The 20,459-nt window shown below is 71.1% G+C and carries 16 protein-coding genes and 7 pseudogenes; 13 read left to right on the forward strand and 10 right to left on the reverse strand.

Going from position 1 to position 20,459, the window contains the following annotated elements; all coding sequences use genetic code 11:
• Window positions 1-20: 20 nt before the first annotated feature.
• The 3 genes and pseudogenes from HK415_RS13055 to msrA all read right to left on the reverse strand — a co-directional run bounded on the left by HK415_RS13055 (window position 21) and on the right by msrA (window position 2,411).
• A pseudogene (locus HK415_RS13055) lies at window positions 21-1,225 on the reverse strand (ABC transporter permease).
• A complete protein-coding gene (locus HK415_RS13060; protein ID WP_171559903.1) occupies window positions 1,222-1,875 on the reverse strand; it encodes an ABC transporter ATP-binding protein in 654 nt (217 codons plus the stop codon). The pseudogene HK415_RS13055 and the gene HK415_RS13060 overlap by 4 nt, the downstream one beginning before the upstream one ends.
• Window positions 1,872-2,411: a peptide-methionine (S)-S-oxide reductase MsrA gene (gene msrA / locus HK415_RS13065; RefSeq protein ID WP_171559906.1), complete on the reverse strand. Its 540-nt coding sequence runs from the start codon at window positions 2,409-2,411 to the stop codon at window positions 1,872-1,874. The genes HK415_RS13060 and msrA overlap by 4 nt, the downstream gene beginning before the upstream one ends.
• Before the next feature lie 69 nt (window positions 2,412-2,480).
• Here msrA and HK415_RS13070 point away from each other — a divergent pair, with 69 nt between their 5' ends.
• The 7 genes and pseudogenes from HK415_RS13070 to HK415_RS13100 all read left to right on the forward strand — a co-directional run bounded on the left by HK415_RS13070 (window position 2,481) and on the right by HK415_RS13100 (window position 10,846).
• A complete protein-coding gene (locus HK415_RS13070) occupies window positions 2,481-3,245 on the forward strand; it encodes a YdcF family protein (RefSeq protein ID WP_171559909.1) in 765 nt (254 codons plus the stop codon).
• A 103-nt stretch (window positions 3,246-3,348) separates the two neighbouring features.
• Complete coding sequence (locus tag HK415_RS13075; protein WP_171563403.1) at window positions 3,349-4,050, forward strand: TetR/AcrR family transcriptional regulator; 702 nt, start codon at window positions 3,349-3,351, stop codon at window positions 4,048-4,050.
• Window positions 4,051-4,180: 130 nt separating this feature from the next.
• A complete protein-coding gene (locus tag HK415_RS13080; protein WP_309246686.1) occupies window positions 4,181-5,281 on the forward strand; it encodes an efflux RND transporter periplasmic adaptor subunit in 1,101 nt (366 codons plus the stop codon).
• Window positions 5,230-8,419 (forward strand): annotated as a pseudogene (locus tag HK415_RS13085) (efflux RND transporter permease subunit). The gene HK415_RS13080 and the pseudogene HK415_RS13085 overlap by 52 nt, the downstream one beginning before the upstream one ends.
• A gap of 19 nt (window positions 8,420-8,438) precedes the next feature.
• Window positions 8,439-9,128 (forward strand): protein-L-isoaspartate O-methyltransferase family protein, encoded by a 690-nt coding sequence (locus tag HK415_RS13090; protein ID WP_171559911.1) that lies wholly within the window; start codon window positions 8,439-8,441, stop codon window positions 9,126-9,128.
• Between the two features lie 4 nt (window positions 9,129-9,132).
• Window positions 9,133-9,468: a rhodanese-like domain-containing protein gene (locus HK415_RS13095; protein ID WP_171559914.1), complete on the forward strand. Its 336-nt coding sequence runs from the start codon at window positions 9,133-9,135 to the stop codon at window positions 9,466-9,468.
• Window positions 9,469-9,535: 67 nt separating this feature from the next.
• On the forward strand, window positions 9,536-10,846 hold the full coding sequence (locus HK415_RS13100; RefSeq protein WP_171563405.1) for a TolC family outer membrane protein: 1,311 nt from the start codon (window positions 9,536-9,538) through the stop codon (window positions 10,844-10,846).
• 6 nt (window positions 10,847-10,852) lie between these two features.
• Here HK415_RS13100 and HK415_RS13105 read toward each other — a convergent pair.
• The 3 pseudogenes from HK415_RS13105 to HK415_RS13115 form a co-directional block, all read right to left on the reverse strand.
• A pseudogene (locus HK415_RS13105) lies at window positions 10,853-12,093 on the reverse strand (3-deoxy-D-manno-octulosonic acid transferase).
• Window positions 12,090-13,125: pseudogene (waaC, locus tag HK415_RS13110) on the reverse strand (lipopolysaccharide heptosyltransferase I). The pseudogenes HK415_RS13105 and waaC overlap by 4 nt, the downstream one beginning before the upstream one ends.
• A 10-nt stretch (window positions 13,126-13,135) precedes the next feature.
• A pseudogene (locus HK415_RS13115) lies at window positions 13,136-14,517 on the reverse strand (phosphomannomutase/phosphoglucomutase).
• A 112-nt stretch (window positions 14,518-14,629) separates the two neighbouring features.
• On the opposite strand from HK415_RS13115, the pseudogene HK415_RS13120 reads away from it, so the two are divergent.
• The 4 genes and pseudogenes from HK415_RS13120 to HK415_RS13135 all read left to right on the forward strand — a co-directional run bounded on the left by HK415_RS13120 (window position 14,630) and on the right by HK415_RS13135 (window position 17,678).
• A pseudogene (locus tag HK415_RS13120) lies at window positions 14,630-16,103 on the forward strand (DNA-3-methyladenine glycosylase 2 family protein).
• A 10-nt stretch (window positions 16,104-16,113) separates the two neighbouring features.
• Window positions 16,114-16,614 carry a methylated-DNA--[protein]-cysteine S-methyltransferase gene (locus tag HK415_RS13125; protein WP_253261872.1) on the forward strand — a complete coding sequence of 167 codons (501 nt, stop codon included), beginning with the start codon at window positions 16,114-16,116 and terminating at the stop codon, window positions 16,612-16,614.
• Window positions 16,615-16,618: 4 nt separating this feature from the next.
• Window positions 16,619-17,517: pseudogene (locus tag HK415_RS13130) on the forward strand (DMT family transporter).
• Entirely contained in the window at window positions 17,514-17,678 is a 165-nt protein-coding gene (locus HK415_RS13135; protein WP_171559919.1) for a hypothetical protein, read from the forward strand. The pseudogene HK415_RS13130 and the gene HK415_RS13135 overlap by 4 nt, the downstream one beginning before the upstream one ends.
• Before the next feature lie 47 nt (window positions 17,679-17,725).
• On the opposite strand, the gene HK415_RS13140 is transcribed toward HK415_RS13135, so the two are convergent.
• Window positions 17,726-18,031 carry a hypothetical protein gene (locus HK415_RS13140; RefSeq protein ID WP_171559921.1) on the reverse strand — a complete coding sequence of 102 codons (306 nt, stop codon included), beginning with the start codon at window positions 18,029-18,031 and terminating at the stop codon, window positions 17,726-17,728.
• A 167-nt stretch (window positions 18,032-18,198) separates the two neighbouring features.
• On the opposite strand from HK415_RS13140, the gene HK415_RS27120 reads away from it, so the two are divergent.
• Window positions 18,199-18,381: a hypothetical protein gene (locus tag HK415_RS27120; protein WP_373684581.1), complete on the forward strand. Its 183-nt coding sequence runs from the start codon at window positions 18,199-18,201 to the stop codon at window positions 18,379-18,381.
• A complete protein-coding gene (locus tag HK415_RS13145; RefSeq protein ID WP_373684582.1) occupies window positions 18,378-18,950 on the forward strand; it encodes a hypothetical protein in 573 nt (190 codons plus the stop codon). The genes HK415_RS27120 and HK415_RS13145 overlap by 4 nt, the downstream gene beginning before the upstream one ends.
• A 7-nt stretch (window positions 18,951-18,957) precedes the next feature.
• Here HK415_RS13145 and HK415_RS13150 read toward each other — a convergent pair whose 3' ends face one another.
• The 3 genes from HK415_RS13150 to HK415_RS13160 form a co-directional block, all read right to left on the reverse strand.
• A complete protein-coding gene (locus HK415_RS13150; protein WP_171559924.1) occupies window positions 18,958-19,125 on the reverse strand; it encodes a hypothetical protein in 168 nt (55 codons plus the stop codon).
• A 352-nt stretch (window positions 19,126-19,477) separates the two neighbouring features.
• Window positions 19,478-19,642, reverse strand: a complete 165-nt coding sequence (locus HK415_RS13155) for a hypothetical protein (protein ID WP_171559926.1) — start codon at window positions 19,640-19,642, stop codon at window positions 19,478-19,480.
• A gap of 92 nt (window positions 19,643-19,734) precedes the next feature.
• Complete coding sequence (locus HK415_RS13160) at window positions 19,735-20,088, reverse strand: hypothetical protein (protein WP_171559929.1); 354 nt, start codon at window positions 20,086-20,088, stop codon at window positions 19,735-19,737.
• Between the last annotated feature and the right edge of the window lie 371 nt (window positions 20,089-20,459).

The raw sequence follows: 20,459 nt of genomic DNA on the forward strand, positions 1-20,459 counted from the left end.
CGTATTGTGCGACGGTCCGGTCAACGGCGCTGCAGCAGTTGCGCGACGTCCACCCGGTAGGCGCTGATGGCCGGGATCAGGGCTGCGGCGCCCGCCGTGAGGATGGCCACCACCGGCACCCATACCTCCTGCTCCACCCACAGGGCACCCGACACCGGCAGCGACTGCTGGGCTTGCAGCACGGTGCCCACCACGGCCGCCAGGCCATGACCGAGCAGCAGGCCGATCACGGAAGCGATCAGCGCCAGCCACAGCCCCTCGGCCAGCAGCAGCGCGCTCACCTTGCCCGGCGAGGCGCCCAGCATGCGCAGCATCGCCAGGTCAGCGCGGCGTTCCCGCACGGCGCTCCACAACGCGATGAAGACCGACAGGCCCGCCGTCAGCAGCAGCACGGCGCCCACGCCCTGCAGCATCTCGCTGCCCACGCCGATCATGCGCAGCAGCCGCGTGACTTCGATCGCAGGCGCCGCCGCCTGCATCGGCGTCTCGCTGTTCACGTAGCGCGGAAGCTCACGGCCGCCAGCGGCGTGCGGTAGCGCAGCAGCGCCATCGTCACCTCGCGGTCCTCCTCGTGCTCCGCGTGGTCCTCTTCCTTGCCGCCGGCCGGATGCTCCTCGTGCACGTGCCAGACCGATTCGGTGGACGTGAGGATCAGGCGGTCGGCGACGCAGCCACAGGGCGCGAGCACCCCGGCGACCTGGTAGGGCGTGTCGCCGTGCGACTTGCCGCCGCCGCCCAGGCCGTGGCCGCCGACGAAGCTGTCGCCGGGCTTGAGGCCCATGCCTTGCGCGGCCTGCGCGCCCAGCACCGTTTCCATGGTGGCCGACCACAGGCGGCCCTGCTCCAGCGAGAGCTTGTAGTGCGCCACGTAGTCGGGCGTGGTGCCGACGATGCGAAAGCCCCGGAAGCTGTCGCCCAGGCTCAGGGGGATCACCTGGGCGATCTGCGGGTGCTTCGCCAGTTCCTGCACGTCGGCCAGCTTGATGTTGCCGGGCGGCACGTCGATGTGGAACACGCCGGCCAGGATCAGCTGCATGGGGCTGCCCTTGGCACCGACCACCACGTCGATCCCGGCCAGGTCGCGCTGGAAGGAGCGGTTCACCTGCTCGGTGACCAGCAGCACGAAGGCGATGGAGGCCAGGCCCAGCGTCAGCAGGACGAGGTTGAGCACCGTGGCCAGCGGCCGGGCCCAGAGGTAGCGGAAGGCCAGCGCCAGCAGTTTCATGCAGCCACCTGCTCCGCAACGAGCGGCAGCACCTGGGCGCCGCGCAGCGCGTCGCGCACGCGGGCGTCGTGCGTGGCGACCACCAGGGTGGCGCCGCAGCGCCGCGCGGCCTCGCGCAGCAGGGTGACAGCCGCGGCGGCCGCCTGGTCGTCCAGGCTCGCCGTGGGTTCGTCGGCCAGCAGCACCTTGGGCTGCAACGGCGTGGCGCGCGCCAGTGCCACGCGCTGCGCCTGGCCGCCGGAGAGCTGCCCCGGGAGGCGATGCGCGAGATCGGCCACGCCCAGCGCGTCGAGCGCGGCCCGCACGGCCACCTTGTCCTCCGCGAGGCCCGCGGCGAAGTACACGAGGGACAGGTTGCGTTCCACCGAGAGCGCGTCGCTCAGGTGCAGCTTCTGCGGCAGGAAGCCGATGCTGCGGCCACGCCAGCGATCGCGCTCGCCACCGCGCAGCGGCGCGAGGTCCTGCCCCGCGACCAGCAACTGGCCGGACGTGGGCGTGAGCAGGCCGGCGACCAGCGCGAGCCAGGTGGACTTGCCCGCACCCGAGCGTCCCTGCAGCAGCAGCGTGCCGCCCTGCGGCACCTCCACGTCGGGAAAGGAAAGGGCGGGCCCCTGCGGGTAGCGGTAGGCGAGCGAGCGGGCCTGGATCACTTGCGCGTGAGCTCGGTGAAGGTCTTGCGGAACTTCGCCACCTTGGGCGCGGCCACCGCCAGGCAGTAGCCCTGGGTCGGGTTCTTCTCGAAGAAGTCCTGGTGGTAGTCCTCCGCGGGCCAGTAATTCTGCATGGCCAGCACCTCGGTCACCACCGGTCGGCTGAACAGCTTCTCCTGCATGATGGCGCGGATCATGTCGTCGGCCACCTGCTTCTGTTCCGGCGTCGTGTAGTAGATGCCGCTGCGGTACTGGGTGCCCACGTCGTTGCCCTGGCGGTTCATCTGGGTCGGGTCGTGGACCACGAAGAAGATCTCCAGCAGCTGGCGCGTGCTCACCTGCTGCGGGTCGTAGGTGAGCTTCACCACCTCGTTGTGCCCGGTGCGGCCGGTGCACACGTCCTCGTAGCTGGGACGCTCGGTCTCGCCGTTGCTGTAGCCGGACTCGACGTCGGTGACGCCGCGCACTTCCTTGTACACGGCCTCGGTGCACCAGAAGCAGCCGCCGCCCAGGACGATGGTTTGCAGGTCGCTCATGTTTCTCTCCATGAAGCCGAGACTGTAGTCGCTTACGATGCGCGCCCATGCACGCCAACCGATGCCCCCATGCTGCCCGGTGAACTCAAGCCGGTGCTGAGCGCGCTGGTGCTGCCGCCGGCGGGTCCGCTGCTGCTGGTGCTGCTGGGGGTGCTGCTGGCCACCCGCAGGCGCGGCGCCGGCCTGGCGCTGGCCATCATGGCGCTTGTGCTCGCCTGGCTCCTGAGCACCACGGGCACCGCGGTGCTGCTTTCCCGCTGGCTGCTGCCGGACCTGCAGCCGCTGCGCCCGCAGCAGCTGCAGCAGGTGCAGGCCATCGTGGTGCTGGGCGGGGGCGTGCTGCCGCAGGCGCCGGAGTATGGCGTGGCGCAGCCTGGGCCGCACACCTTGTCCCGCTTGCGCTACGGCGCCTGGCTGGCCCGGCAGAGCGGCAAGCCGCTGGCCTTCGCCGGCGGCATCGGCTGGGCCGCGGCCGGCACGGACACCGAGGCGGAAGGGACGGTCGCCACCCGGGTGCTGCAGGACGACTACGGGCTGAAGCTGCGCTGGATGGACGACCGCTCGCGCGACACGGTGGAGAACGCCGCGCGCATGGGGGAACAGCTGCGGCGCGACGGCATCCGCCAGATCGCCCTGGTCACCGACGCCACCCACATCCCGCGGGCGGCGGCCGCCTTCCGGGCAGTCGGCTTCGAGGTGCTGCCGGCGCCGACCGGCTTCGTCATCGCCGCCGAGCGGCCGCTGCTGCAGTGGCTCCCCTCGACCACCGGGGTCGCCGACTGCCGCGCCTTGCTGCGCGAGTGGCTGGGACGCGCGGTGATGCGGGCGGGCTGAAGGCCTTTGCACCGCGTTCATCGCGCCATGGATGGGCTGCCTTGACGCCCCGCTCCGGCGACGGCTACATTACTAACCAGTCAGTCAGTAACCATCGACCGCCCTGCGGGGCCGCCTCTTCCATGTCCTCAGCAAGGTCGCCGAGCGCGGCGAAGACAACTCGGCCCGGCGCGAGCGCCGCAAGGAAGCGCGCCCGGGCGAACTGCTCGATGCCGCCCTCCAGCTGTTCGTCGAGAAGGGCTTCGCGGCCACGCGCTCCGAGGAAGTCGCCGCTCGCGCCGGGGTGTCCAAGGGCACGCTGTTCCTCTATTTCCCGAGCAAGGAAGAACTGTTCAAGGCGGTGGTGCGGGAAAACATCTCCGGCCGCTTCGCCGAATGGACACAGGAGTTCGAGGAGTTCGAGGGCAGCACCTCGGAAATGGTGCGCTACTGCATGCGGGTCTGGTGGGAGCGCATCGGCGCCACCCGCGCCTCCGGCATCACCAAGCTGATGATCAGCGAGGCGAGCAACTTCCCGGAGCTCGCGGCCTTCTACCGCCAGGAAGTGATCCGCCCCGGCACCGAGCTGATGCGGCGCATCCTGCTGCGCGGCATCGAGCGCGGCGAGTTCCGCGACCTCGACCTGGACTACGCGGTCTTCAGCATCGTCGCGCCCATGGTGTTCCTGATCATGGCCAAGCACTCGCTCGGCGCCTGCGTGGCGCAGGACACGCCGCTGGATCCCGAGCGCTACCTGGACGCGCAGATCGACACCCTGCTGCTGGGCCTGTGCGTGCGCCCCGATGCGAAGGGGGCCCGCGCATGAAGAAGAACTGGAAGTGGCTGGTCGCCGCGCTCGTGCTGGTGGTCCTGGTGCTGGGCGCCTGGCGCACCATCACCGCCCGCCGCACCCAGCAGGTCGCCGAGGCGCGCTGGCGGCGCAGAAGGCGCAGCCGGTGGTGGAACTGGCCGTCACCGACGTCGTGCGCGTGGAGTCACGCGAACTGCAGCGCGGGCTGCCGATCTCCGGTTCGCTCAAGGCGGTGAACTCCGCCTTCGTGAAGGCGCGCGCCGCCGGCGAACTGCAGGGGCTGACGCTGCGCGAGGGCGACGCGGTGCAGGCCGGCCAGGTGGTCGCCCGCATCGACCCGACCGAGGGCCAGGCCCGCCTGAAACAGGCGCGCGACCAGGCCGACGCCGCCCGCTCGCAGATCGACATCGCGGAGCGCCAGTATGCGAACAACAAGGCGCTGGTGGACCAGGGCTTCATCTCGCGCTCCGCGCTCGACACCTCGGCCAACAACCTGGCCGCCGCGCGCTCCACGCACCAGGCGGCGCTGGCCGCCGTGGACCTGGCGCGCAAGGGCGTGGAAGACACCGTGCTGCGCGCGCCGATCTCCGGCGTGGTGTCGCAGCGCCTGGCGCAGCCGGGCGAACGCGTGACCGTGGACGGGCGCGTGATCGAGATCGTGGACCTGAACCGGCTGGAGCTGGAGGCGACGCTCTCCGCCGCCGATTCGGTGGAGGTGCGCGTGGGGCACGAAGCCACGCTGCAGGTGGAGGGCCGCACCCGGCCGCTGGCGGCCAAGGTGGTGCGCATCAACCCGAGCGCGCAGGCGGGCAGCCGCAGCGTGCTGGCCTACCTGTCGCTCAGCGACACGGCCGGCCTGCGCCAGGGCCTGTTCGCGCAGGGCACCGTGGCCATCGGCCGCACCTCGGCGCTGGCGCTGCCGCTGTCGGCGGTGCGCACCGACAAGCCGGCGCCCTACGTGCAGGTGGTGCAGGAGAACAAGGTGGCCCACGTGCCGGTGGAAACCGGCGCACGCGGCGAGGCGGACAAGGACAGCTGGGTGGCGGTGACGGGACTGCAGGCCGGGGCGGTGGTGATCCGCGGGCATGTGGGGCCGCTGCGCGAGGGGACGGCGGTGAAGTTCACCGGGGACCCTCACCCCAGCCCTCTCCCGCGAGCGGGAGAGGGAGCAAGGCCGAAAGCCCGTAATCCGCCATGTGGTTCACCCGCGTCAGCCTCAGGAATCCCGTGTTCGCCACGATGGTGATGCTCGCCATCGTGGTGCTGGGGCTGTTCGCCTACCAGCGGCTGAAGGTGGACCAGTTCCCCAGCATCGACTTCCCGGTGGTGGTGGTGCAGACCGAGTACCCCGGTGCCTCGCCCGAGATCGTCGAGAGCGAGGTCAGCAAGAAGGTCGAAGAGGCGGTGAACTCGATCGCCGGCATCAACGCCCTCACCTCGCGCAGCTACGAGAACCAGTCGCTCGTCATCATCGAGTTCCAGCTGCACATCGACGGCCGCAAGGCGGCGGAGGACGTGCGCGAGAAGATCGCCGCCGTGCGGCCCACCTTCCGCACCGAGGTGAAGGAGCCGCGCGTGCTGCGCTTCGACCCGGCCAGCCGCGCGATCTGGTCGCTCGCGGTGCTGCCGGAGGCGGGCAAGGGCGCGCGGCCGATGACGGCGGTGGAGCTCACCAACTGGGCCGACCAGGTGCTCAAGAAGCGGCTGGAGAACGTGCGCGGCGTCGGCTCGGTCACGCTGGTGGGCGGCACGCGGCGCGAGATCAACATCTACCTGGAGCCGGCGGCGATGGAAGCGCTGGGCATCACGGCCGACCAGGTGGTGAGCGCGGTGCGCAGCGAGAACCAGGACCTGCCGGTGGGCGCCATCCGCTCGCAGGCGCAGGAGCGCGTGGTGCAGATCGACGCGCGCATGCAGCGGCCGGAAGACTTCGGCCGCATCATCGTGGCCCGCAAGAACGGGGCCCCGGTGCGGGTCGAACAGGTGGCGCGCGTGTCCGACGGCGGCCAGGAAGTGGAGAGCCTGGCCCTCTACAACGGCCAGCGCACGCTGCTGCTGCAGGTGCAGAAGTCGCAGGACGAAAACACCATCGCCGTCATCGACGGGCTGCAGGCGGCGCTGCAGGACATGAAGGCGCAGCTGCCCGGCGGCGTGCGGCTGGAGCCGGTGACCGACGCCTCGCGGCCGATCCGCGTGTCGGTGGACAACGTGCGGCGCACATTGATCGAAGGCGCCCTGCTGACGGTGCTGATCGTGTTCCTGTTCCTGAACTCGTGGCGCTCCACCGTCATCACGGGGCTGACCCTTCCGATCGCGCTGATCGGCACCTTCCTGTTCATGTACGCGCTGGGCTTCTCCATCAACATGGTGACGCTGATGGCGCTGTCGCTGTGCGTGGGCCTGCTGATCGACGACGCGATCGTGGTGCGCGAGAACATCGTGCGCCACGTGCAGATGGGCAAGCCCGCCTGGCAGGCCGCCATGGACGGCACGCAGGAGATCGGCCTGGCGGTGCTGGCCACCACCTTCTCGATCGTCGCGGTGTTCCTGCCGATCGGCTTCATGGGCGGCATCATCGGCAAGTTCTTCCACGAGTTCGGCGTCACCATCGTCGCCGCCGTGCTGATCTCCATGTTCGTGAGCTTCACGCTGGACCCGATGCTGTCCTCGGTGTGGCACGACCCCGAGGCGGAAGGCCACGGCAAGCCGAAGGCGAAACTCACGGCCTACGACCGCACCATCGGCCGCGTGACCGGCTGGTTCGACCGCGCCACCGAGCGCCTGGCCGAGGCCTACCAGACCATCCTGCGCTGGTCGCTCGCCCACAAGCCGGCCACCGTGCTCGGCTCGGCCGCCATCTTCGTCACCAGCATCTTCATGGTGCCGCTGCTCGGCACCGAGTTCGTGCCCAAGGCCGACTACTCCGAGACCAGCGTCAGCTTCTACACGCCGGTGGGGTCCTCGCTGGAACTCACCGAGTCCAAGGCGCGGCAAGTGGAAGCCATCATCCGCGAGTTCCCCGAGGTGCGCTACACGCTGGCCACCATCAACACCGGCGCCCAGGCCGGCAAGATCTACGCCTCGGTGTACGTGCGCATGGTGAACCGCAAGGACCGCACGCGCAGCGTCGACGAGATGGCGGCCATCCTGCGCAACCGCCTGCGCCAGGTGCCCGGCATCACGGTCACGCACGCGGGCCTGCTGGACGCGGTGGGCGGCAACAAGCAGATCGAGTTCTCGCTGCAGGGCCCCGACCTGAAGGAGCTGGAGCGGCTGTCGACGCTGGTGATGCAGCGCATCCAGGGCGTCCCCGGGCTGGTGGACCTGGATTCCAGCGTCAAGCCCGACAAGCCCACGGTGGCCGTGCAGGTGCGGCGCGACGCCGCGTCGGACCTGGGCCTGTCGGTGGCCCAGATCGCGAGTTCCCTGCGCACCCTGGTGGCCGGGCAGACGGTGGGCAACTGGCGCGCGCCCGACGACCAGACCTACGACGTGAACGTGCGCCTGGCACCCGACGCGCGCAACGCGCCGGCCGACCTGGAGCGCCCTGCCCTTCGCCACCGGCAGCAACCCGGACGGCAGCGCCCGCGTCGTGCGCCTGAACCAGGTGGCCTCGGTGCGCGAGGGGACCGGCCCGAACCAGATCAACCGGCGCGACCTCACGCGCGAGGTGGCGGTGAACGCCAACGCCTACGGCCGCTCGGCCGGCGAGATCTCCAACGACATCCGCGCCCAGCTGGACACCATCCAATTCCCGCCCGGCTACCGCTACCAGTTCGGCGGCTCCACCAAGAACATGAAGGAGTCCTTCGGCTACGCCGTGTCGGCGCTGGCCATGGGGGTGATCTTCATCTACATGATCCTGGCCAGCCAGTTCCGCAGCTTCCTGCAGCCGCTGGCGCTGATGACCGCGCTGCCGCTGACGCTGATCGGCGTGGTGCTGGCCCTGCTGATGTTCGGCTCGACCCTGTCGATCTTCTCGGTGATCGGCATCGTGATGCTCATGGGCCTGGTGACCAAGAACGCCATCCTGCTGGTGGATTTCGCGATCCGCATGCGCGAGCAGGGCATGGAGCGCTCGCAGGCCCTGCTGCATGCCGCCCGGGTGCGCCTGCGCCCGATCCTGATGACCACCCTGGCCATGATCTTCGGCATGGTGCCCCTGGCCTTCGCCCTGAGCGAGGGCTCGGAGCAGCGGGCGCCCATGGGCCAGGCGGTGATCGGCGGGGTGATCACCTCCTCCCTGCTCACCCTGGTGGTGGTGCCGGTCGTCTACTGCTACCTGGATGATCTGGCGCAATGGTTCATGCGCCGGCGCCGCCCGGCGGCGGGCGGTTCCGGGGCCGCCGCCGTGCCGGCTTCTAAAATGGGCGGTTTGTCCTGAACCCGCCCGAGAGAACACCATGACCGCCCCGACCGACCTCGAACGCGCCCGCTTCAACATGATCGAGCAGCAGATCCGCCCCTGGGACGTGCTGGACCACGACGTCCTCGCCCTGCTGCAGACCGTGCGGCGCGAGGACTTCGTGCCGCTGGCGCACAAGGGCCTGGCCTTCATGGACATGATGATCCCGCTGGCGGTGCACGCCGAGGAAGCCCTGCGCAAGGGCTGGTGCATGCTGGAGCCCAAGCAGGAGGCCCGGATGCTGCAGGACGTCGCCCCCAAGGCCCACGAGAAGGTGCTGGAGGTCGGCGCCGGTTCCGGCTACATGGCCGCCCTGCTGGCCAGCCAGGCCCAGCGCGTGATCACGATGGAGATCGTCCCCGAGCTGGCGCAGCTGGCCCGCGAGAACCTGCAGCGCGCCGGCTTCAGCAACGTGGAAGTGCGGCAGGCCGACGGCGCCAAGGGCCTGGCCGCCGAAGGCCCGTTCGACGTGATCGTGCTTTCCGGCTCGGTGCAGGAAGTGCCGCAGGCGCTGCTGTCCCAGCTCAAGGTGGGCGGCCGCCTGGGCGCCATCGTGGGCAACGAGCCGGTGATGCGCGCGACCTTCATCACCCGCACCGGCGAGGCTTCCTACACCACCACGCAGCCCTGGGACACGCTGGCACCCCGCCTGGCGAACTTCCCGGAGGCCTCGCGCTTCCACTTCTGATGCCATGATCCCGCAGGTCCGCCCCTCCGACTTCGACGACTGGCTGCAGGCCCAGGGCGCGCGGCCGCTGGTGCTGGACGTGCGCGAACCCTGGGAAGTGCAGACGGCCAGCGTGGCGGCCGGCGAGTTCGACCTGGTCGCCATCCCGATGAACGAGGTGCCCGGGCGGCTGGACGAGATCCCGCAGGACCGCCCGGTGGCCATCCTGTGCCACCATGGCGCCCGCAGCCAGCGGGTGGCCATGTTCCTGGCGCACCAGGGCTATACGGACGTGGCGAACATCGCGGGCGGCATCGAGGCCTGGTCGCGTGAACGCGACCCCGCGGTGCCGCGCTACTGACGACGCTCCAACCGGATCACAAGCAGAACGGAAGAAGGACGGAAATGAAACGCATGCGGCTTCTCCCCTGGCCACGGCGCTGGCGCTCGCACTGTGCGGCACCGCGCGCGCCGAAGGGCTGCTCCAGCTTTACGAAGCCGCGCGGGCCTACGACGCGACCTGGCAGTCCGCCCGCTCGCAGTACGAGGCGAACGTCTTCCGCGGGGAACAGGCGCGCGCCGGCATCCTGCCGCAGGCGGGCCTGTCGGCCGGCCTCACGCGCAGCGAGGTGGACAGCCGCGTCGCCGCGCCCGGCACCAGTTCCGACCGCGGATTCACGACGCAGCAGGCGACGCTGAGCGCGTCGCAGCCTCTCTACCGGCCCGCGAACGTCGCCACCTACCGCCAGGGACAGCGCCAGATCGAGCTGGCCGAGTACCAGCTGACGGCGGCCGGCCAGGACCTGATGATCCGCGTGGCGCAGGCCTACTTCGACGTGCTGGCGGCGCAGGACACGCTGGCCTTCGTGCGCGCGCAGAAGGCCGCCACGGCCGAACAGCTCGCCTCGGCCCGGCGCAACTTCGAGGTCGGCACCTCCACCATCACCGACACGCGCGAGGCGCAGGCCCGCTACGACCTGGTGCTGGCGCAGGAGATCGCCGCCGAGAACGACCTGCGCGTGAAGCGGCTCGCGCTCGACGCGCTGGTGGGCAAGGACAACACCCAGCCCAATCCCCTGGCCACGCCGCTGAACGTGCCGGCGCCCGTGCCGGCGGATCCCGAGGCCTGGGTCGCAGCAGCGGAAGGCAGCAGCCCCGCGATCCTGCAGGCGAAGAAGGCGGTGGAGATCGCCGAGCTGGAAACCGAGAAGGCCAAGGCGGGCCACAAGCCGACGCTGGACCTCACCAGCAGCTACGGCATCACGCGCAACCCGGGCGGCAGCGCCACCACGCCGCTGGACTCGCGCACCAACAACGGCAACGTGGGCCTGGCCTTCAACCTGCCGCTGTTCGCCGGCTTCGCCACGCAGAACCGCGTGCGCGAGACGCTGTCCCTCGAGGAGAAGGCCCGCTCCGACCTGGAGGCGACGCGCCGCGCCGTCGCGCAGGCCGTGCGCACCGCCTACTTCGGCGTGCAGTCCGGCCAGGGCCAGGTGCGCGCGCTGGAAGCCGCCGAAGCCTCCAGCCAGAGCGCGCTGGACGCCAACCGCCTGGGCTACCAAGTGGGCGTGCGCATCAACATCGACGTGCTGAACGCGCAGAGCCAGCTGTTCCAGACCAAGCGCGACCTGGCGGCGGCGCGCTACAACGTGCTGCTGGGGCACCTGCGCTTGCGGCAGGCGAACGGGACGCTGCAACCGGAAGACCTGGCGCGGCTGAACACGCTGCTGGCGCCCTGATTGCGCTCAGCGCGCCAATAGCGCCAGCACCGCGTCCGCCGTCCGCTTCGCCGCTCCGCGATGCGCCGCGGCGAAGCGCTCGCCCGCTTCCGCGGTCGCCTTGCGGGCCGCTGCGTCGCGCGCGAGCTCCACTGCGGCCTTCACGCCCTCTTCCATCGTCGCCACCCGCCGCGCCGCACCCGCTTCCAGCGCCAGCTGCGAGGCCTCGCTGAAGTTGAAGGTGTGCGGCCCCATCACGATCGGGCAGCCGCAGGCGGCCGCCTCGATCAGGTTCTGCCCCCGAGTGGCAGGAAGCTGCCCCCGAGCAGCGCCACGTCGGCCATCGCGTAGTACAGCGCCATCTCGCCCAGAGAATCGCCGATCCACACGTCGGCAGGTGCCGGCCCGTCGCCCCAGCCGCTCCGCCGCGACACGCTCGTGCCACCTTGCTCCACCAGCGCCGCCACCTCGTCGAAGCGCTGCGGATGGCGCGGCACCAGCAGCCACTGCACGTCGGGGTGCCGCGCGATCGCGCGCAGGAACTCCGCCTCCTCGCCTTCGCGTGAACTGGCGAACATCACGACCGGCCGCGGCGACGCGGCGCGCCACGCGCGGCCCTGCACCAGTTGTTCCGGGCTCGGATTGGCATCGAACTTGAGGTTGCCGAACACGCCCTTGACCGTCGCACCGGCCTGCGCCAGGCGGCGCGCATCGCTTTCGGTCTGCGCCCACACGGCGCCGAGCGCGCCATAGGCGGGACGCGACAGCCGCGCGAGCCGGCGCGCCTGCACCAGCGATTTTTCAGAGAGGCGCGCATTGGCCAGCGCGAGCGGGATCCCGCGCACGTGGCACACCGAGGCCAGGTTGGGCCAGACCTCGGTTTCCATCAGGATGCCGGCACTGGGCTGGAAGTGGTCGAGGAAGCGGCGCACCGCGCTCGGCGTGTCCCAGGGCAGCCAGGCCTGCGCATCGCCTTCGCGCAGCAGCCGTTGTCCTTCGGCGCGGCCGGTCGCCGTGCCGTGCGTGAGCAGGATGCGCAGCTCCGGCTGCGCGCGCCGCAGGGCGTCGAGCAGGATGGCGGCCGCGCGCGTTTCGCCGAGCGACACCGCGTGGATCCACAGGCGGCCCGGCTCGGTCGGCGCCGGGTAGTGGCCGAAACGCTCCTCCACGTGTTCCAGGTAGCCCGGCTCCGCGGCGCCGCGCCGGCGCAGCTTGCGTCGCAGCAGCGGCTGCGCAGCGTACATGCCGAGCGAATAGAGGCGCTTCATCCGGCCACCGCTTCCGCCACGCGCGCATCCCAGCACGCACCCCACGCCGTCCACACTTCATCGACATCGGGCACGTGCTCGCCGCCGACGGCCCGCTGGTGCGGCTGCCCGACGGGCCCCGCGCGCCAGGCGCGCGGCTGGCTGAAGATCTCCACCACCGGCAGGCCCAGGGCGACGCCCATGTGCGCGATGCCGGAGTCCACGCCGACCAGGCCGCTGGCCTGCGCCGTGCGCGCGAGCAGCTTGGCCAGGTCCATGGGCGGCAGCACCTGCGCGGCCGGACCGATCGCAGCCGCCAGCCGCCGCGCGAACTCCGCCTCGCGGGCGCCGGCCCTGCGGCAGCAGCACCTGGAAGCCCTCCGCCGCGAAGCGTTCGCCGAGCGCGCGCCAATGGTGTTCCGGCCACTCGTTGTCGGCCCGCGTGGTGCCGTGCGCGAACACCACCTGGGGCGCGCCGGTCGCGGTCTCGCGGGCCCACGGGTACACCGGCGGCTGCTCGACGACGACTGCCGTGTCGTAACCCAGTGCTGCCGCGGCCATCCAGCGCGTACGCGCCACGGCATGCACGCGGCGCGGCATGGGCACGGCGCGGTTGACGAGATAGCGCACCGGCCATTCGTAGCCGCACAGCTCGCTGCGGTTGCCGAAGGAAGCGGTGAAGCCGCCGGGCGCCAGGCGCGCCTTGCGCGCGACCAGCGCCGACTTGATCAGGCCCTGCAGGTCCAGCACCGCGTCGTAGCTTTGCTCGCGCAGCACGCGCAGGAACTCGCGGCGCTCGCGCCGCACGCCGCTGTCCCAGCGCGCCTTGCGCCAGCGCCGCTGCGCCAGCGGCAGCACGCGGGCGATCGTGGGCGCCTGCCGCAGCAGCGGCGCGAATGCCTCTTCCACGACCCAGTCCACCGCCGCACCGGGGAAGCGCGCATGGATGTCGTGCACGACGGGCAGCGTCTGCACCACGTCACCCAGCGAGGACAGCTTGACGATCAGGATTCTCAAGGGCTTCCAGGGCACCCTCGGGGGCGCCGCAAACACCCATTGTCGGTCAATGCGCCGCCTCGCCCACCTTGGCGTCCGCCTTGACGCTGCGCAGCAGCGACAGCATCACGCCCTCGATGCGGTGCATCGCCTCCTGCGTGTGCCCCTCGAAGCGCAGCACGAGCACCGGCGTGGTGTTGGATGCGCGGACCAGGCCGAAGCCGTCCGGCCAGTCCACGCGCAGGCCGTCGATGGTGGAAACCTGCGCGTCCGGGAAGCGCGCCTTCTTCACCAGCTCGGCGACGACGCGGTGCGGTTCGCCCTCTTCGCACTGCACGTTCAGTTCCGGCGTGGAGAAGCTGGTGGGCAGGTCGTTGAGCACCTTGCTCGGGTCGGGATGGCGCGACAGGATCTCCAGCAGGCGGCAGCCGGCATAGGTGCCGTCGTCGAAGCCGTACCAGCGTTCCTTGAAGAAGATGTGGCCGCTCATCTCGCCGCCCAGGGGCGCGTTCACTTCCTTCATCTTCGCCTTGATCAGCGAGTGGCCGGTCTTGTACATCATCGGCTGGCCGCCGGCCGCCGCGATCGCCGGGCCCAGGCGCTGCGTGCACTTCACGTCGAACAGGATGGGCGCGCCCGGCACGCGCGAGAGCACGTCCTGCGCGAACAGCATCATCTGCCGGTCCGGGTAGATGTTGTTGCCTTCGCGGGTGATGATGCCCAGGCGGTCGCCGTCGCCGTCGAAGGCCAGCCCGAGGTCGGCGCCGGTTTCCTTCAGCTTCGCGATCAGGTCGCGCAGGTTCTCCGGCTTGCTCGGGTCCGGGTGGTGGTTGGGGAAATTGCCGTCCACCTCGCTGAACAGCTCGATCACCTCGCAGCCGATGGCACGGAAGATCTCGGGGGCGGAAGCACCGGCGACGCCGTTGCCGGAGTCGACGACGATCCTCAGGGGCGGGCCAGCTTGATCTCGCTGCGGATGCGGTCGCGGTAGGGCGCGAAGATGTTGACGTTGCGGACCTTGCCCTGCGCCGGCGGCCGGTCCCAGCCCGAGGTCTCCATCATGCGGCGCAGGGCCTGGATCTCCTCGCCGTAGATGGCGCGGCCGGCCAGCACCATCTTGAAGCCGTTGTAGTCCTTCGGGTTGTGGCTGCCGGTGACCTGGATGCCGCTGTTGCACAGGGTGTTGGCGGCGAAGTAGAGCATGGGCGTGGTCACGACGCCGACGTCGATCACGTCGACGCCACTGGCCACGAGGCCGCGGACGAGGGCTGCGGACATGGCGGGACCGCTGAGGCGGCCATCGCGGCCGACGGCGACGGCCTTCTCGCCTTCGCGCCGGGCGATGGTGCCGAAGGCGCGGCCGAGCGCCTCGGCAACCTCTTCCGTCAGCGTGGAGGGGACGATGCCGCGGACGTCGTAGGCCTTGAAGATGCTGGGGCTGAGTTGCATGGATCTGGGGAAATGTTGTTGTCGGTGCGCGGGCCCATTCTAGGCGGCGGGTGCCCGGGAACATGTCCGAAAACGGCCAGTCGCGCGTCACGCGCTGCGTATGATCCATCGCATGAGTCCCGTCGAGCCCCCGCTCTCCCCCGATGCCTGCTACCTCGCGCTGAAGGCGCGCGACGCGCGCTTCGACGGCAGCTTCTTCACCGGCGTCACCAGCACGGGCATCTACTGCCGGCCGGTCTGCCACGTCCGCACGCCGCGGCGCGAGAACTGCCGCTTCTTCGCCCACGCGGCACAGGCGGAGCACGCCGGCTTCCGGCCCTGCCTGCGCTGCCGGCCGGAACTGGCGCCGCAGGCATTGCGCTGGTCGCTGCAGGACGCCAGCGCCGTGCTGGCGCAGCAGGCGGCGCGCCTGCTCGACGAGCCGGAAGCCTGGGGCGGCGAGGCGCCCTCGGTGGACAGGCTGGCGCAGCGGCTGGGCATCAGCGACCGCCACCTGCGCCGCATCTTCGAGCTGCAGCTGGGCGTCACGCCCATGCAGTACCTGCAGACGCGCCGGCTGCTGAGCGCCAAGCAGCTGCTGGCGGACACGACCCTGCCCATCACGCAGGTCGCGCTGGTCAGCGGCTTCGGCAGCGTGCGGCGCTTCAATGCCGCGTTCACGGAGCACTACGGCCTGAGCCCGAGCGCGCTGCGGCGCGATGGTGCGCGGCGCGAGTCGGGCTGCGAGGTGCGCCTGGGCTACCGTCCGCCCTACGACATCGATGCGATGCTGGGCTTCTTCCGCACGCGGGCGATCGAGGGCCTGGAGTCCGTCGTCGGCCGCAAGCTGTCGCGCACGCTTGCCATCGATGCCAACGGCCAGCGCTGCGAGGGCTGGCTCAGCGTGGAGTTCGACGAGGAGCATTGCCAGCTGCTGCTGCAGGTGAGCGACACGCTGCAGGGCGTGCTGCCGCTGGTGATCCGCCGCGTGCGGGCCGCCTTCGACCTGGACGCCGATCCGCACGCGATCAACGCGCGGCTGCACGGCAGCTTTCCGCTCGGCGACGGGCTGCGCGTGCCGGGCACCTTCAGCGGCGGCTGAGCTGGCCGTGCGCGCCGTGCTCGGCCAGCAGATCACGGTGGCGGCCGCGCGGACGCTCGCGCAGCGGCTCGTGCATCGCTTCGGCACGCCGGTCGCCACGCCGGATCCCGCGCTGCGCCACCTGTTTCCCGCACCCGAGGTGCTGGCTGCGGCCGAAGGCGATGCCCTGGGCCAGCTGGGCATCGTGCGGCAGCGGCAGGGTGCGATCGTCGCCATCGCCCGCGCCGTGGCCGAGGGCCGCGTCTCGCTGCATCCGGGCGCCGACGTGCACGCGACCACCACCGCGCTCAAGGAGCTGCCGGGCATCGGCGACTGGACGGCGCAGTACATCGCGATGCGGGCACTGCGCTGGCCCGACGCCTTCCCGGCCGGCGACGTGGCGCTGCACAAGGCGCTGGGCGTGCAGCAGGCGCGCCAGCCGGCGCGCGAGGCCGAGGCCGCATCGCAGGCATGGAAGCCCTGGCGCAGCTATGCGGTGATCCGCGCCTGGAGCGCACTGACTTGAGGAACACGAGATGAATTCAGCGATGGAACGCCTCTGCACCCGCTACGACAGCCCGCTCGGCACCATGCTGCTGGCCGCGACCGACAGGGGCCTGGCCGGCGTATGGTTCGTCGGCCAGCGCCACGGCCCGGACAGCAGCGGCTGGCGCGAGGATGCGGAGCATCCGGTGCTGCGCGAGACGGTGGCGCAGCTGCGCGCCTATTTCGCCGGGGAGCGCACGCGCTTCGAGCTGCCGCTGGACCTGCAGGCCGGCACGCCCTTCCAGCGAAGCGTGTGGCAGGCGCTGCTCGCCATCCCGCGCGGCGGCACCACGAGCTATGCGCAGATCGCGCGCCAGGTCGGCAAGCCGCAGGCTGCGCGCGCCATCGGCGCCGCGGTGGGCCGCAACCCGGTGAGCATCATCGTGCCCTGCCACCGCGTACTGGGCACCGGCGGCAGCCTCACGGGCTATGCCGGCGGACTGGAACGCAAGACCGCATTGCTCAAGCTCGAAGGCGTGTTGGCAAACTAGCGCGATGCCTCTTGCTTCCATCATCGACTTCGCCGCGCTGGCGGCGATCTGGGGTTCCTCGTTCCTGTTCATGCGGCTGGCGGTCGTGGAATTCGGCCCGGTGGCGACCGCCGCCGTGCGCGTCGCCATCGCCGCCGCCTTCCTGCTGCCGCTGATGCTGTGGAAGGGCCACGGCCCGGTGTTCCGCCGACGCTGGCTGATGGTCTGCGCCATCGGCATCCTGAACTCCGGCATCCCCTTCCTGCTGTTTTCCTTCGCGCTGCTGTCGATCACCACCGGCCTGTCGGGCATCCTGAATGCGACGGTGCCGCTGTTCGGCGCCGTCGTGGCCTGGCTGTGGCTCAAGGACCGTCCCACCGGCTCGCGCATCGCGGGCCTCCTGATCGGCTTCGCGGGAGTGGCGATGCTGGCCTGGGACGAGGCGAGCTTCAAGCCGAACGCCGCGGGCATCGCGCCGGCGTGGGCCGTGCTCGCGCCTGCCTGGTGGCGACGGTCTGCTATGCGATCGCCGCCAGCGCCACCAAGCGCTACTTGAGCGGCCTGCCGCCGCTGGTGACGGCCACCGGCAGCCAGGTGGGCGCGGCGGTCGGACTCGCCCTGCCGGCGGCGTGGATGTGGCCGCGCGAGCTGCCCGGCACGCAGGCGTGGCTGGCTCTGGTGGTGGTCGGCATCCTGTGCACCGGCGTCGCCTACATCCTGTACTTCCGGCTGATCGAGCAGGCCGGGCCGGCACGCGCGCTGGCCGTGACCTTCGTGGTGCCGGTGTTCGCGATCTTCTACGGTGCGCTGTTCCTGGGCGAGCAGGTCACGCCCTGGATGCTGGTGTGCGGCGCGGTGATCGTCTGCGGCACGGCGCTGTCCACGGGGCTGCTCAAGCTGCCATCATTGCGGGCACAGACATGAACTCCGCCCGCCAGATCAAGCTGCGCCTGACGGCGCCCAAGCCCCGCAACCCGCTAGTCGTTGCCGCCGCGCAGCGCAAGGCCGGCTCGCACCGCAAGTCGCGCGCGGCCGAACGCCAGGCCGACAAGGCAGCCTTGAAGAAACAGTTGAAGGACTTGTGACCTCGTAGGTCGGTGGTGCAAGCGAAGCGGCACCCCGACAGGAAGCATCAGAACCGCGGCAGGTCCACCAGCCGCCGCCCCGGCGCCTCTTCCGCCGCCGCCAGCGTCTCGGTCCCCTCCGGCTGCACGTCCACCTTCACCTCCGGGCCGATCTGCAGCGTCCCGCGCTCGGTCGGGAACAGCATCACGATCGTGTCGCCTTCGACCAGCCGGTCCACCACCTCCACCAGCCGCGTGGGCGCCGGGCGCAGGTCCCAGTGCTCGAGGCTCGGATCGATCATGCCCATCATCACTTCCGTGACCTGGCTGCCCTCGACGTGGACGGCGGTGATGCCGTAGAGCACGGCCGGCACCGGCCCGCCTGCGAGGGGGGGGTAAGGCGCGGCGGCGCGCGAGGACTGAATCGATTTCTCAACCATGCGGCACATTGTGGGCAGCCACCCAAGCGGGGCGATAAGCGGACTGCGCGGGAGTGCGTGGGAGAGTGCCTACCGGGGGCCGTACACTGGCGCCTGCCCCGATGTCCGCCGCAGTCCCCACCCCCACCGGCAGCCCCGCGCTCACGCGCGCCCATGGCCGGCGCCTGCGCGACATCTACCGCTCGGCCGGCTGGCCCTGCCAGGACGCGCTGGAGATCGACCTGCTGGCCGCCGGCATGCTCGAGCGGGTACGCTCCCCCTGGGCCACGAGACCCTGCGCGTGACCGACGCCGGCCTGCAATGGCTGGCCACCGTGCTGGCGCGCAACCGGGCCGCGCTCTCGGCGCACGAAACCCTGGTGCAGCGGGTGGCGCAGGAGATGGCGCGCGCCGGACGGCTGGCGTGGACCGGCCTCAGCCTGCGGGCCCAGGTACCCACCGGCGATGCCGCCAAGCCGCTGCGCTGGTGCGTCGCGCGCCCCGACGTCTTCTCGATCCGCCACACCTCGGTGGAAAGCTACGTCGAGCCCATCGTCCACGAGATCAAGGTGCGGCGCTCCGACCTGCTGGCCGACCTGCGGCAGGAAGCCAAGCGCGGCGCCTACGGCGACCTGGGCGAGTGCTGGTACGTGCTGGGGAGCGATGCGCGCGGGCGGACTATCGCCGAGCCCGAGGAAGTGCCGCCGCAATGCGGCGTGATGCTGGTGCAGGGCGAGCGCCTGGCGGTGGCGCGGCCGGCGCAGCGTCCGGCGCGCGCCGGCCTGCCCTTCGGCGTGTGGATGGCGCTGGCCAAGGCGACGCCGGTGGCCGGCAGCGACGAGGACGCGCAGGGCCTGCTGGACGCAGGCAGCTAGCCCCCCGCTACTGCTTCGGGTGTTCCGACTTGCCCTGCTCGGGGTCGGTGTGCACGTGCCCCTTTTCCGGATCCACCGGTGCCGGCGTCGGCTCCGGATTGGCGGGTTTGGGCGCTTCCGCCGGTGCCGGGTGCGGATGCGGCGGCTCGGGCGGAGGCGTCGCGGTCCCGGTCATTCGCGTTCGGAACTGCGTGGAGAGGGCCGATCCTCGCGCGAGCGCCCGGCATCGGCGCGCGGCGGGCTTTCGGTCGGGATGTCCGCTTCGTTCACGAAGGTCGGCTCCTCGCGCTCGAGGCCGGGAGCGGGAGGCGTGATGCCTTGGGGGTGCGCATGGTGACTCCTCTGGAAATCGTCGTTCAGATCTTTGGCCGCGGCACCCCGGGATCCTCGGGCTCGGCCGGCGGCAGCGCCTGCCCGAACTCGGGCTCGATGGGCGCTGCGTCGGGTTGGACGCGGGTGCGTCCGACTCCGGCGGGAAGGGATCGGGTTCGACCGGGTGCGTGGGTGTCTGGTGGTTGGCGTTCATGTCAGAAGGGGCTCTGGGAAACGAGGGTGAGGTCCGCCGGCTCCCCCTGGCCAATGTCCTGCTCTCCGCGCGACTGCGCATCCGCCGGAGGGGAGAACCCGTCGTCGAGGCTGTCCAGCAGCGGCTCGGCCGGGCGCAGGCTGGGTTCGATGTCTGGGCGGTTCATGTCGGCCTCCTTGCAGCGATGGTGCAACGCCCTGCCGGGCAGTGCGTTCGGAGGCAGGACCGATCCGCTGTAGTCGCGCGCCCCGGGCCGCGTCAGTGCTTTTCGTCGGATTGGCGCTGCGCCTCGCGGCGGGCGACGGCGCTCGGCTCGTGCGTGAACGGCAGGCGCGGCAGGCCGATCAGGGCCTGCAGCCGCGCGTGCGCGCGGTCCATGTCGGCGCCGATCATGGCCAGCGCCACTTCGTGCGTCGGCTCGTTCTCGGCGATGTCCATGTAGGCGTTGCGCAGGCGCTGGTAGTCCGCGTCGGCGCGGGCCACCTCGTCCTGCAGCGCCAGCACCTTGGCGTATTCGGCCCGGCTGTAGCGCGTGGTGGTACGCCCGCCGGTGGCGGGGCGGTTGTCGTCGCTTGCATTGGCGCGCGCGTGCGGCCCGTTCCTCGTGCTCATGCGGCTGATCCTAGGAACAAGTGCACGGCGCCGGTGTAGGACGGGGCGCAGCGCGCCCGCAGGCAGCAGGGCCGCCGTGATGTTTGTCCCGCAAAGCCCAGTTTCTTGATGTTTGCTAAGGCTGGCCCAGGCCGCGGGAACGGCTGGGCCATGGCCCACCCGAAGCAGGCAGCAGGCGATGGTCGCCTGCATCAAGGATGGAGTGAAACATGAACCTCAATCAACGCATGAACCCCTGGGCGCTTTCCCTGGTCGTGGCCGGCGCGGCGCTGGCCGCCGCCTGCGCCCCCGTCGCGATGGCCGCCACGCCGGCCGCCCCGGCGGGCGCGCACGCGCACGACGGCGCGCACGGCACGAAGCTGCGCCTGGAC

Source organism: Ramlibacter montanisoli (assembly GCF_013087525.1).
Taxonomy (GTDB): Bacteria; Pseudomonadota; Gammaproteobacteria; order Burkholderiales; family Burkholderiaceae_C; genus Ramlibacter; species Ramlibacter montanisoli.

What these genes read in the sequence shown, in the direction of transcription:
- msrA (WP_171559906.1), bottom strand. Translation starts at nt 2,411, where the DNA reads ATGAGCGACCTGCAAACCATCGTCCTGGGCGGCGGCTGCTTCTGGTGC.
- HK415_RS13070 (WP_171559909.1), top strand. Translation starts at nt 2,481, where the DNA reads ATGCTGCCCGGTGAACTCAAGCCGGTGCTGAGCGCGCTGGTGCTGCCG.
- HK415_RS13090 (WP_171559911.1), top strand. Translation starts at nt 8,439, where the DNA reads ATGACCGCCCCGACCGACCTCGAACGCGCCCGCTTCAACATGATCGAG.
- HK415_RS13095 (WP_171559914.1), top strand. Translation starts at nt 9,133, where the DNA reads ATGATCCCGCAGGTCCGCCCCTCCGACTTCGACGACTGGCTGCAGGCC.
- HK415_RS13125 (WP_253261872.1), top strand. Translation starts at nt 16,114, where the DNA reads ATGAATTCAGCGATGGAACGCCTCTGCACCCGCTACGACAGCCCGCTC.
- HK415_RS13135 (WP_171559919.1), top strand. Translation starts at nt 17,514, where the DNA reads ATGAACTCCGCCCGCCAGATCAAGCTGCGCCTGACGGCGCCCAAGCCC.
- HK415_RS27120 (WP_373684581.1), top strand. Translation starts at nt 18,199, where the DNA reads ATGTCCGCCGCAGTCCCCACCCCCACCGGCAGCCCCGCGCTCACGCGC.
- HK415_RS13150 (WP_171559924.1), bottom strand. Translation starts at nt 19,125, where the DNA reads ATGACCGGGACCGCGACGCCTCCGCCCGAGCCGCCGCATCCGCACCCG.
- HK415_RS13155 (WP_171559926.1), bottom strand. Translation starts at nt 19,642, where the DNA reads ATGAACCGCCCAGACATCGAACCCAGCCTGCGCCCGGCCGAGCCGCTG.
- HK415_RS13160 (WP_171559929.1), bottom strand. Translation starts at nt 20,088, where the DNA reads ATGAGCACGAGGAACGGGCCGCACGCGCGCGCCAATGCAAGCGACGAC.